Below are 12145 nucleotides of genomic sequence, written 5' to 3'. Positions count from 1 at the left end.
GATTCCCGGACCGCCGCTTCGTCGTCTGAGGCCCTGAATCGGCCCGAGGGCCTCCCGATCAGCCGCCTGCGCCCTGCGTCTTGTCAGGCTGCGCTGGAGCGGAGGACGGGGCGGCGCCTTGCCCGGAGGCGTATTCCTCGGCCAGCCCCGCGAGCTTGCCCGAAAGGTCCGTAAGGCTCTTCGCGGCCGCAGCCAGCCCCTCGGACTGGCCGGGCGTGTTGGCCCGCCGCGCGCCCCAGGTGGCGATGTAGAAGACCTCGTCGTCCTCGAGCGGCAGGGGGCCGGTCTTGGCCAGCACGGCTCGGATCACGCCGTTTCGCGCGGCCTCGCGGTCGGCCACGGCCAGGCGGATGATCGCGTCCGCCTCGGGGCCGAGCTGGTTCTTGTCCGCCGCCGCCCAGACGCGCTCGTAGGCAGCCGCCACCTTGGCCGCGGCTGCCTGCTCGGCGGCCACCCGGGCCGTGATCTCCTTGCTCGAGGAGACGGCCGCCAGGATCTTGCCCGCCTCGGCCGCAAGCGCCGAGTCCTGGTGCAGCATGGCCGCGGCGTCGTCCGCGTGCAGCGGCTCGGAGGAATAGCCCTTGGCGGTCTTGTAGTCGCGGTGCGCATCGGCCACGGCCTCGCGCAGCTGGTCCAGGAAGAGGTCGGCGTAGTTGTTGTAGAGGTAGGGCACGAAGCCCGGCTGGAAGACATAGGACAGGATGTGGCGGCGCATGCTCTCCGCGCCCTGGTGGGACTTGCCGAAGGCGTTCTCGTCCAGGCCGAAGCGGGCGTTCAGGCGGCTGACGCTGAGCCCGTTCGCGGGCCTGTCGCCCGGGTTCCTGCGCGTGTGCGCGGGCTGGAACTGGGCCACGCAGTAGCGCGCCAGGTCGCGGAAGAAGGCCGAGGGCACGACGGAATCCTCGGACACGGGCTTCTTGGCCTGTTCGCCCGGGGCGCCGACCGCCCCGCCCGCTCCCGCCTGCCCGGCAGCGGGCGGCGGCGGCGCGGGCACGACCACGGACGGTCCGCCCGGGTTGACCGGCGCGGACGGCGAGGCCTGTTCCTGCTGCACGGCCAGCTCTTCGGCCTTGTGCCGGTGCATGAACTTTCCGCCGAGATAAAAGGCCAGCCAGCTGACGGCGGCCACGATGACGATCACGGAGATCGTGCGCGCAGGACGCGCCATATGGTCTCTCCCTCAAGCGGCCGCTTCGCGGCCGGTTCGTGTCACAGCAGTTCGGCCATCACCTTCGGCACCTCGTCCAGGGAGGCGCACAGGGAGATGCCTGCCTCGCGCAGCGCGGCGAGCTTGGCCCCCGCGCCACCGGAATGCTCCTCGAGAATGGCCCCGGCATGGCCCAGCCGCTTGCCGGGCGGGGCCGTGACCCCGGCCACGAAGGCGGCCACGGGCTTGCCGATGGGATGCTCGCGCAGCCAGGCCGCCGCGTCCTCCTCGGCCCGCCCGCCGATCTCGCCGATGAGCAGCACGGCCCGGGTCTCCGGGTCGGCGGCCGCCATCTGCAGGCAGTCCACGAAATCGAGCCCGGTGAAGGGATCGCCGCCGATGCCCAGGCAGAAGCTCTGGCCCATGCCCTCGCCCGAAAGGCGCGAGGCGGCCTCGTAGGTCAGGGTGCCGCTGCGCGAGAACACGGCCACGGGGCCGGGCGTGAAGGGCTCGGCGGGCATGATCCCGATCTTGCACTGCCGGGGCACGATGACGCCCGGCGTGTTCGGCCCCACGAGCCGGGTGCCCAGGCAGCCGAGCTTGGGCAGCACGGCCAGCATGTCCTGCTGCGGCACGCCCTCGGTGATGCAGACCACCCAGGGGATGCCCGCCCGCGCGGCCTCGAGCGCCGCGTCCGCGGCAAACGGACCGGGTACGAAAATGATGGACGCGTCGATGCGGTGCTCGCGGCAGGCGTCCGCCACGCAGTCGTAGACGGGCAGGCCGTTCACCTCCGCACCGCCCTTGAAAGGCGTCACTCCGGCCACCACGTTGGTGCCGTAGGCGCGCATGAGCTCGATATGCTTTCCGGCCACGCGGCCGGTCGCGCCCTGCACGAGCACGGCCGACTCCCTGCACAGGGGGAACGCGCCGATGTCCGCCGCGTCGTGGGACGAGGCGGGCGGCGCGGGCGCCCAGTCGTCCTCGGGCATGACGATGCGCGCGGGCTCCTTCTGGTCGGTCAGCGTGCGCAGCACGGACAGGGCCTCGGCCATGTCGCCGACCACGTGGATGTCCGGCTGCGCCAGGGAGCCGAGCACGCCGAGCCCCACCGAGGCGCCGTTGCCCGCCATGCGCACGACCAGGGGCTTTTGCGGCGGCCGCCCGCCGAGCACGGCGGCGAGCGCCTTGGCCACGTCGCCGCAGGAGAGGATGCCGCCGTAAAGATTGATGAACACCGCCTCGACGCGCAGGTCGCCGAAGAGCAGCTCCAGGGCCCGGCCCATGCGCCGCTCGTCCGCCGCGCCGCCGAGGTCCAGGAAGTTGGCCGCGGGCAGCCCGGCCAGGTTCAGGCTGTCCATGGTGGCCATGGCCAGCCCGGCGCCGTTGGCCAGAAGCCCCACCGAGCCGGTGAGGCTGACGTAGGCGAAGCCCGCATCGCGCGAGATGCGTTCCTCTTCCTTCAGGTGGGAGGGCTCGAAGTAGGCCTCCAGGTCCTTGCGGCCGCACATGGCGCTGGAATCTATCTCGCACTTGGCGTCCAGGGCCAGGAAGCGGCCCTTGCACTCTTCCTTTCGCTTCTCCTCGGCCTTGCGCGACGCGGCCGCCTTGCCGTTCGAGGATTCGTCCGCCGACTCGGCGCCGGCCTCGCCCGTGTCTCCGTTTCCGGAGGACTCGTTCCCGGATTCGTCCGCTGAGTCATTCGCAGAGTCATTCGCGGAGTCGTCGGAATCCTCGTCCTTTTCGTCCTCTTCGGCAGGCTCCTCGTGCTCGTCCTGGAGATAGACCAGGGGGTTGATCTCGGCGAGGAGCAGGTTGTTCCCGCGCACCGCCTTCCAGAGCGCGGCCACGAGCTCGTTGAAAGGCGTCCAGGCCGCGTGCGGCAGATCGAGGGCGAAGAAGGCGGAGCGCACCTGATACGGGGTCGGGCCGTCGGGCAGGTCCACGGTCTCGATGCGCACCGAGCCGTTCGCCCCGCTCTCGACATCCATGCCGCCGGAGCCGCTCGCCGCGAGCACCATGCCCGCCCGGTCGCGCGACACGGACAGGGAAAGATAGAGTTCGCGCTCGTGCTCCACGGCGGGCTCGACGCGCGCCAGGCGCACGGGCTCGCCGCCGATCTTCAGGGCGAAGACCGCGTCGAGCGCCTTGTCCAGCGCCTGCTTGTTCTCTGCCCGGAGGACGCCACCCGCCTTGCCTCGCCCGCCCGAGAGGACCAGGGCCTTGACGATCCAGGGGGGCGGGAAGAACGGCTCGGGTCGCGATTCGTCTCCCGCGCGGACGACCATGCCGTGGGGCACGGGAATCCCCGCGGCGGCGAACAGGTCCTTGCTTTTGTCCTCGTCGAGCAGCATGCGCGTTCCGCGTGGGTTGAGGGTGTATTGCGAGTGGTATACGCCCTTTGCGAAACGAAGGGAACCGCCTTTGCGCAAGGCGGTTCCCTGTCGATGATCGAGACGGATGGCCGGATCGGCCGGGAAGCTAGCCGATGGAGACGAGCTCCACGGCGAAGGTCAGGGTCTTGCCGGCCAGCGGATGGTTGCCGTCCAGGGTGACGGAGTCGTCCGTGACCTCGGTGACGGTGACGTGGGCGGGCTGGCCGTCCTCGGTGGTGAAGGAGAGCATCATGCCCACTTCGGGCTGGATGTGCTCCGGGATCTGGTCGCGCGGAACGGCGCAGGACAGGCTCTCGTCATACGAGCCGTAGGCCTCGTCCGGGCCGAAGGTCGCCTCGCGCTTCTCGCCCGGGGCGAGGCCGACGACGGCCTTCTCGAAACCCTCGATGACCATGCCCTCTCCCAGGGTGAACTCCAGGGGATCGCGTCCCTCGGAGCTGTCGAAGACCGTACCGTCGGAGAGCTTGCCTGTATAGTGGACCTTGACGACATCTCCGTTCTTTGCCTGGGCCATGCGGTACCTCCTCCTTGGCCCCATAACGCGGCGTATCGCCGTGCGGGGGATTGTGTGTTCGTGTGTCGGATCGGGCCGCAGCAGTCCAGCAGCCATCATGCCACCCTACAGGAGCCAGGGAAAGTTGTCCAATGTCGAATGTTTTACGCCGCTTCGGACGGCACGGAGACCACGCCTCCGCCCCCCTCCGCCTTCCCATGCCCCCTTAATTGGCGTATGACAGGGACCATGCGTACCATCCTCGCCCTTCTCTGCCTGTCCCTGGTCCTTGCGCTCGCCGGTTGCGAAGCTCCCAAGATGCCTCCCGGGCCGCCTCCGCCCGTGGACCTCTACAACCTGCTCAACGCCTCGGCCAAGGCCGTGGACACCGTGCGCGCCGATCCGGGCAACGAGGCCCTGAGCGAGCTGCTGCCCAAGGCGCGCGGCGTGATCGTCTTCCCGCACGTGGAGGACGCCTCCCTGGTCTTCGGCGGCTCGTCCGGCGACGGCGTGCTGGTGCACAGGAAGGAGGACGGCACCTGGTCCGCCCCGGCCTTCTACCGCCTGACCGGGATCAACGCCGGGCTGGTCGTCGGCGCCACGAAGAACCAGCTGGTCATGCTGATCATGGACGACGCGGTGGTCAAGCGCATGGCGGGCATGACCCTCGACCTCGGCGGCTCGGTGCGTCAGATCGACGGCAGGAAGCTCAAGCAGCACGCGGCCTCCCTGAACGAGGCCCTGGACGGCGTGGTGACCTTCGTGGGCGGCGACGGCTTCTGGCTCGGGCTCTCGGCCAGCGCGACCTACGTCTCGCCCAAGGAGGACACGATCCGCCGCTTCTACGGCGAGAAGGCCACGGCGGACGACGTGCTCTTCAAGAACGACTACCCGCGTCCCGAGCAGGCCGATGCCTTGTATCGGGCCCTTGACGCTCCGGCCGCCACCCCGAGCGTCCAGTAGCGGCAGAATCCCTGCCGCACGGCCACTTCCCGCGTCCGGCACGCCGGTTGCTAGTCAACCGGCGTGAAACCAGACGCGAGGAAGGAACGATGGCCAACACGCCCATAGACTCTCCCATCTATCCCATAGATTCCAAGGCTTACGGAGCCCAGAAAGGGGCAGGCAACGGCACGTCGGAAATCCGACGTCCGGTCCAGCCCAGGGAGAGCTTCGCCGACACCTTCAAGACCCTCGGCCAGAGCGTGCAGATCTCCATGGCCAACCAGTTCCTGCAGCAGACGCTGGCCGCCGACGCGGGCGGCAACGGCAACGGCGGCGGGGGAATGGGCGCCGGGCCGGCGGGAATGGGGGGCATGGGCGGCATGGGACTTCTGGACAGCCGGATGCAGATGAACATGCTCCTGACCATGGCCGCCATGCAGATGGACCACGGGGACGGACATGCGCAGGCAGCCGCGCCGGAGGCGGCCAAGGCCGCAGCGGCCGGGAGCGATGCCGCCAAGACCGCCGCCACGGCGGACGCAGCAGCCACGGACGACACGGGCGCCCTGTCCAGCCGCTTCGAGTCCGGCCCGGACGGCGCCGCGGCCGTGGGCTACGACCGCGTGGGCGGCACCTCCTACGGCACCTACCAGCTGTCCTCGACCAAGGGGTCGCTCAAGGACTTCCTCGACTTCCTGGACGACAAGGCCCCTGCCCTGGCCGAGCGCCTGCGCGACGCGGGCCCGGCCAACACCGGCTCCACGCGCGGCGGCATGCCGGACGCCTGGCGCGCCGTCGCGGCCGAAGAGCCCGACCGCTTCGCCAAGCTGCAGCACGACTTCGTGGAGCAGAGCCACTACCGCCCGGCGCTCTCGGCCATCCTGGACGAGATGGGGCTGTCCGAGAACCAGCTGCCCAAGGCCCTGCGCGAGGTCATCTTCTCCACCGCGGTGCAGCACGGCGCAAACGGCGCGGCGGACATCTTCGCCACCGCCCTCTCCGAGATCAAGGCGGGCCACGGCCCCCGCTTCTTCCGCGAGCTGATCGACAAGGTCTACGCCGAGCGCGGGCGCCACTTCGGCGGCTCCACCGAGCAGGTGCGCGAGGCCGTGCTCGACCGCTTCACGCGCGAGAAGGCCCTGGCCCTGGCGTCGCTCGAGAACAACGTGGCCGTGGACTTCGCCTAAGCCGGGACGTCCTCGTCCGCCGTTCCTCCCTCACGCCTTCCGCCCGTCGGGCCCGCCAGGGTCCGGCCGCATCCGGCACGACGTCGCCGCGCGAACGCTCAGGCGGCACTCTTCCCTACACGATCCGAGTCGGGGAAATCCTAGACTCCGGCCGCGGCCAGCCATTCCTCCATGGTCGGAGGCCTGCGCAGGCGGCTGGAGAGGGGAATCCAGGCGCAGCTCGCGGTCAGCTCCACGCCGTTTTGCAGGATGGAGACCGGCCGGTCCGACGAGACCACGATGACCACGAGGTCGTCGTGCATGGCCGTGAAGCGCACGGCGGAGTTGTAGCGCGCGCCGCGCGCCCGGCTCTCGCCCGGCACGCTCGTGCCGTCCAGCAGGCAGGCGAAGCCGTGCAGGTGCAGGTCCGCGCCCACGTGCAGCGCCCCGTCCACGCAGGAGAGCGCCTTGGCCAGCTCCAGGTTCCCGGAATTGACCAGATCGAGCGGCACCTCCAGGTGCTGGCCGGGGATGGACAGGGGCGAGAGGCCCAGGTCCACCACGATGCCGCAGCCGTGGCCCGAGTCCTGGGCCGCGTGGACCAGGGACTGCACGCACTGGAAGAGGATGTGCTGCGAGGAGGGATCGAGGCGCGAGGCGAGCAGGATCTCCTCGAGATGCACCAGGTTGGCCTTGCGCGTGCTCGAGGTGAAGGCGCCGTCGGAAAAGGAGCAGACGGCCTCCTCGTCCAGCCGGATGAAGCCGTGGCTGCCCTTGAATTCGGCCGCCACGCTGCCCCTGGGCCTCGGCCCCTGCACCACGCCCACGACCTGCGCTCCGTCCGAGGCCAGCCAGCGCCCGCCCTGCTCCACGCACTGCAGGAGCTTGCGCACGTGCTTGTAGTCGCGCGTCGCGGGCTGCTCGGTGGACGGGAAGCGCACCAGGAAGTTCAGCCGCGCGAGGTCCGGCGGCTCCACGAAGACGAGGTCGCCGCGCGGCCAGCGCCCCTCCTCCCTGGTCTTCGAGATGTTCAGCACCGCGTCGAGCAGCGGATAGATGCGCAGCCTCGTGTCCCAGCCCAGGCGGCGGTTGCGCTCGTCCACGATGTAGTCGCGCACGGCGTGCACTGAGTACTCGCGCAGCACGTAGCCCGCGGTGCCGAGCGAGGCGGCCTCGCCCGAAGAGAGGTCGTGGGAGAGGAGGCGCACGGCGTGCTCGAGCCAGCAGCGCGTGGGCCCGGTGGAGCACATGTCCGGATGGTGCTCGGTGAACCACATCTGGAAGGCCGCGTTGCGCGAGCGGCCGCCGTAGCCGATGAGCCCGGCCAGGTCCGGCGGCTCGATGCGCACGTGCTCCGTGCCCCAGGGCTGCACGCCGGTGACGTGCCTGAGCGCCTCGGGATCGGCGAAGGTCTCCTTGAGCTTCAGCTCGTGGCCCGCGAGCAGGTTCTGCGGGTCGTAGACCCGGAGGGGGTCGTCCTCCCTGACGGCGTAGATCACGGCCGCGCGGCTGTCCGGAGAGAAGTGCGAAAGCCCGTCCGAGAGGCCGTCGTGGATGTTGTAGATGCTGAGAGTTTCGGCTGCCGGCACGTCCGCTCCTTGGCGTTTGCGTTGCCCTCGAGCCGTTTCTAGCGCGTGTTCCGGCCAGGCGGCAAGCCCACGGCTCAGGAGCGGACCGCGTCCGCGTCCATTTTTTCACCATGCGGCGTTGCCGCCCTCCCCCGCCTCGTGTAGACAGGACGGAAACCGTCAATCTGCGCTGCGAGGCGAGGAGAATAGGCATGCGTTTCCACCTGCTTCCGTCCCTGGCTCTGTTCAGTCTGCTTGCCGTGCCCTGCCTGTGCGGCGCGGCGAATCCCGATGCCTCGGGCACCCCGGAGGCCAAGACCTCGGTCCCAAAGCCCCCGATCAGCGACGCCACGACCACCTGCCTCTCCTGCCACGAGATGGTCACCCCGGGCGTGGTGGCCGGATGGCGGGCCAGCCGCCACGCGCAGATCACCCCGGCCGAGGCGCTGAAGGTCCCCGCGGCCTCGCGCCGCGTCTCGAGCAGCGACATCCCCGAGGAGCTCTCCGGCACGGTGGTCGGCTGCGCCGAATGCCACGTCACGCGCTCGGCCGAGCACGGCAAGGGGGCCTTCGAGCATAACGGCTTCACCATCCACGTGGACGTGAGCCCGGACGACTGCGCACAGTGCCACGCCGTGGAGCGCAAGCAGTACGACGGCAACATCATGGCCCACGCCTACGGCAACCTGGCGCACAACACGCTCTACATGCAGGCGGTCAACGCCATCGACGGCGCCGCGGCCATGAACGCCCACGGCCGCGTGGAGATAAGGCCCGCGAGCCCCGAGGCCATGGCCGGGACCTGCTTTCACTGCCACGGCACCAAGCTTCGGGTCACGGGGACCAAGAGCCGGGACACCGCGCTCGGCCCCATGGAGTTCCCGGTCATAGCGGGCTGGCCCAACAACGGCGTGGGCCGGGTCAACCTGGACGGGAGCATGGGCAGCTGCGCGGCCTGCCACACGCGCCACCAGTTCGCCGTGAAGACGGCCCGGCAGCCCTACACCTGCGAGGAATGCCACAACGGGCCGGACGTGCCCGCCTACAAGATCTACGCCGCCAGCAAGCACGGCGGCATCTTCTCGACCATGAAGTCGAAATGGGACTGGAACGCCATGCCCTGGACCGTGGGCCGCGACTTCACGGCCCCGACCTGCGCGGTCTGCCACATCAGCCAGGTCGTCACGCCGGACGGCACCGTCCTGGCCACGCGCACCCATACCATGAACGACCGCCTGCCCTGGCGCATCTTCGGCCTGCCCTTCGCCCATCCGGAGCCCAAGTCGCCCGACACCTCGATCATCAGGAACGCCGAGGGGCTCCCCCTGCCGACCTCCCTGAACGGTCAGGTCGCCTCGTCCTTCCTGATCGACGCCAAGGAGATGGCGGTCCGCAAGGCGCGGCTGCAGAAGGTCTGCTCGGGCTGCCACGGAAGCGCCTGGGTCGAGGGGCACTGGGCGCGCTTCGAGAAGGCCATCGCGGAGACCGACCAGACCGTGCTGGCCGGGAACAGAGTCATGCAGAAGGCCTGGAAGCTCGGCCTGGCCGACGAGAAGGACATGTTCGACGAGTATCCGGAGAAGCTCTGGGGCAGCACCTGGCTGTTCTACGCCAACTCCAGCCGCTTCACCTCGGCCATGGCCGGGGGCGGCGACTACGGCGTGTTCGCCGAGGGCCGCTACCAGCTCATGCAGACCGTGCTGCAGCTGCAGGACTGGGTGGACGCGCGCAGGGGAAAGAAGAAGTAGCCGGGGGACGGGAGCCGGAATTGCCGGGAATATGCCGGGAATAGCCCGGGCGTGACTACCGCGAGTCGCGCAGCCGCTTGATCAGGGCCTTGCGCAGGGCGTCCTGGGCGGCCTCGTCCTCGAGCTTCACCCCGCCCTGGCCGCGGACCATGAAGACGTCCAGGATCTGCCCGCCGTGGGTGGTGATCTTGGCCGAGTGGATGCCCACGGAGGAGTCGGCCAGGACCGCGGCGATGTCGTAGAGCCTGCCCAGGCGGTCGTCCGCCGCGACCTCCACGACCGTGAAGAAATCCGAGATCCCGTTGTCGAAGAGCACCGAGGGCTCCTTGCCCGTGCCGCGCGGCGCGCGGTAGAGCGGCGAGGCGCGGCGTTCGCCGATGCGGTAGTCGAGCGAGAGCTTGTCCGTCAGCGCCCAGCGCACGTTGCGCGCGACCTGCGACCACATCTCCGGGCAGTCCGGCCCGTTCTTCGGGCATTGCACCACGAAGACGTCCAGCGCCGTGCCGTCGGACAGGGTGAAGATGTCCGCGGCCAGGATGTCGCCGCCGCACAGGCTGATGCAGCCCGCGAGGGTGGCGAAGAGGCGCGGCTGGTCCGGGGCCATGACCGCGAACTCCCAGGCGCCCACGCCTTCCAGGTGGCGCGCCTCGTGCACCGTGAGCCCGCGCCCGGCGTTCTTGCCGGTGCGCAGCTGGCGGTCCTCCTCCAGGGCCTGGCGGTAGCGGGCGTAGAGTCCCAGGTGGCGGTTCACCGCCTGCGGGGGCAGGCGCAGGAAGCAGTCCGGCGGCAGGGCGTCGAGAAAATCCTCCAGGATGTCCCGGTACTCCGAGGCCACGGCCAGGGCGCGCACCTGGTCCCTGCGCTCCATGACCTGCCGTCCGGCCAGGGGCTCGGCCAGGGGGCCGGAGGTCAGAAGGCGCATGGCCTTGCGGTAGAGCTCGGTCATGAGCATGCCCTTCCAGCCGTTCCAGGCCATGGGGCCGGTGGCCATGGCGTCGGCCATGGACAGGGCGGTCAGGGCGCGCAGCCGCTCGGCCCCGCCCACCAGGGCGGCCACGCGCCCTGCCGTGGACACGTCGCCCAGGTCGCGGCGGGTGGCGGTCTCCATGAGCAGCAGGTGGGAGCGCACGAGGAAGGCGACCTCCTCGATGCGGCCGGGCGAGACGCCCATGCGCGAAAGCGCCGCGCGGGCAAGCCCTTCGCCCACGCGCTCGTGCGCGGGGTTGCCCTTGCCCACGTCGTGCAGCAGCCCGGCCCAGACCAGGACCTCGCTGTCCTCGGTCTCGGCGAGGATTTCCGCCAGCGCCTCGGGCGCGTCCTCCTCTTCCTGCGGCCGGGCCAGGATGCGCGCCGTGCGCAGGCTGTGCCTGCCCACGGGAAAGCGGTGGAAGCCGTCGCGCTGCACGAGGTTCTGCACCGCGCCGATCTCCGGGACCAGCGCGCCGAGCACGCCGAGCTCGAGGAAGGCGCGGCCCGCGGCGCGCCCGCCCTCGAGCGCCAGCAGACGCGGCAGGTAGTGGTAGACCCCGAGCGCGCCCCCAAGCTTCTCGCCCACAGCGGGCAGGCTGCGCCTGACCGCGCTCATGGCCGAGAAGGAAAGCATGCGGCCGGTCGAGGCCGCGGTCTCGAAAAGGGAGAGCACGAGGCCTGGGTTCTTCAGCGGGTCCTCGACGAAGCCGAGCCCGCCCGGGGTGTCGGCCAGCCCTTCGGGCAGGGCGTGCAGCCTGCCGTGCCCGGCCAGCCGCCCTTCCACCTCGCGGGTCATGGCCTCGCGCGCGAGGCGGATGCGGGCCATGGCGGGCTGCAGGCCGGAGAGCAGCGCCGCGGCCGCGCGCGGCCCGCCGTCGTCGCCGAGCACCGCGGCCACCTCCTCCTGGAGCTCGAAATAGAGGAGGTCCTGGCGGCGCCCGGTGACGCGGTGCAGGGCACAGCGCACCTGGGCCACACGCTCGGCCGACTCGCTCAGGGCGAAGATCTCGCTCGGCTCGAGCAGGCCGAGCTCGAAGAGGTTGGCGCCCTCGCGGCCCGGAAAGAGGCGCGAGAGCCAGCCGATCTGCTGCCAGTCGCGAAGGCCGCCCGGCCCTTCCTTGAGGTCGGGCTCGAGCAGCGAGGCGCCCTCGCCGTGCTCGGCGGCCTTGGGCTCGTCGACCCGGGCGAGCCAGGCGAGGAAGTCCTCGCGGGCCCGGCCCGCGAGTTCGTCGAGGAAGGCGGCGTGAAAGCCCTGCCACAGGGAGTCGCCGCCGGAGCCCGCCAGGGGGCGGGCGTCGAGCAGCGCGGCCAGGACCTTGGGGTCGCTGCGCACGAGGGCCAGGCTCTCCGCCTGGGAGCGCAGGCTGTAGTCGAGCGTCATGCCCAGGTCCCACAGGGGATAGAACAGGGCCCTGGCCAGGGCCTCGGCCCCGTCCGGCACGCCGTCGATGAAGAGGATGGTCAGGTCGATGTCCGAGTGCGGGCTCATGCGGCCGCGGCCGTATCCGCCCTGGGCGAGCAAAAGATACGGCGCCCGCGGAAGGAGGGCTTCCTCCTCCCGCAGGCGCCGCGCGAAGTACTCGTCGAAGAGCCGGGCGTGGGCGATCTCGTAGGCGCGTCCGCAGCCTCCCTCGGTCAGGAGCCGGGCGCGCCGCTCGGCGAGCTCGGCCGCCGCGGGCGGAAGGACGAGGCCCTGTGTCCCGGCCATGGCCA

The 12145-nt window shown here is 70.6% G+C and carries 8 protein-coding genes; 3 read left to right on the top strand and 5 right to left on the bottom strand.

All coding sequences use genetic code 11. The annotated features are described in order from the left end of the window. Nucleotides 1-58: 58 nt before the first annotated feature. The 3 genes from DSX2_RS13435 to DSX2_RS13425 form a co-directional block, all read right to left on the bottom strand. The gene (locus DSX2_RS13435; RefSeq protein ID WP_020881496.1) at nt 59-1168 is read right to left on the bottom strand and encodes a hypothetical protein; all 1110 of its coding nucleotides are present in this window, start codon (nt 1166-1168) and stop codon (nt 59-61) included. 41 nt (nt 1169-1209) lie between these two features. Beyond that, nucleotides 1210-3501 (bottom strand): succinate--CoA ligase subunit alpha, encoded by a 2292-nt coding sequence (sucD, locus tag DSX2_RS18845; protein WP_020881495.1) that lies wholly within the window; start codon nt 3499-3501, stop codon nt 1210-1212. A gap of 127 nt (nt 3502-3628) precedes the next feature. Next, nucleotides 3629-4057, bottom strand: coding sequence for a peptidylprolyl isomerase (locus DSX2_RS13425; RefSeq protein WP_020881494.1), 429 nt, complete (start codon nt 4055-4057; stop codon nt 3629-3631). 228 nt (nt 4058-4285) lie between these two features. On the opposite strand from DSX2_RS13425, the gene DSX2_RS13420 reads away from it, so the two are divergent. Both DSX2_RS13420 and DSX2_RS17735 read left to right on the top strand, forming a co-directional pair. After that, a complete protein-coding gene (locus tag DSX2_RS13420) occupies nt 4286-4999 on the top strand; it encodes a lipid-binding SYLF domain-containing protein (RefSeq protein WP_020881493.1) in 714 nt (237 codons plus the stop codon). A gap of 89 nt (nt 5000-5088) precedes the next feature. Next, the gene (locus tag DSX2_RS17735; RefSeq protein WP_020881492.1) at nt 5089-6168 is read left to right on the top strand and encodes a hypothetical protein; all 1080 of its coding nucleotides are present in this window, start codon (nt 5089-5091) and stop codon (nt 6166-6168) included. A gap of 140 nt (nt 6169-6308) precedes the next feature. Here DSX2_RS17735 and DSX2_RS13410 read toward each other — a convergent pair whose 3' ends face one another. Continuing rightward, entirely contained in the window at nt 6309-7736 is a 1428-nt protein-coding gene (locus DSX2_RS13410) for a DNA integrity scanning protein DisA nucleotide-binding domain protein (RefSeq protein ID WP_020881491.1), read from the bottom strand. Nucleotides 7737-7927: 191 nt separating this feature from the next. Between DSX2_RS13410 and DSX2_RS13405 the strand changes: the two genes are divergently transcribed. After that, nucleotides 7928-9463, top strand: coding sequence for a multiheme c-type cytochrome (locus DSX2_RS13405; protein ID WP_020881490.1), 1536 nt, complete (start codon nt 7928-7930; stop codon nt 9461-9463). Between the two features lie 55 nt (nt 9464-9518). Here the strand turns inward: DSX2_RS13405 and DSX2_RS18900 are convergent, their stop codons facing one another. Then, a complete protein-coding gene (locus DSX2_RS18900) occupies nt 9519-12140 on the bottom strand; it encodes an HD domain-containing protein (RefSeq protein WP_020881489.1) in 2622 nt (873 codons plus the stop codon). Between the last annotated feature and the right edge of the window lie 5 nt (nt 12141-12145).

The organism is Desulfovibrio sp. X2 (assembly GCF_000422205.1).
In the GTDB taxonomy this organism is placed as follows: Bacteria; Desulfobacterota; Desulfovibrionia; order Desulfovibrionales; family Desulfovibrionaceae; genus Alkalidesulfovibrio.
The sequence above is the reverse complement of the archived record's forward strand: the minus strand, read 5'-3'. Positions and strand labels throughout refer to the sequence as shown.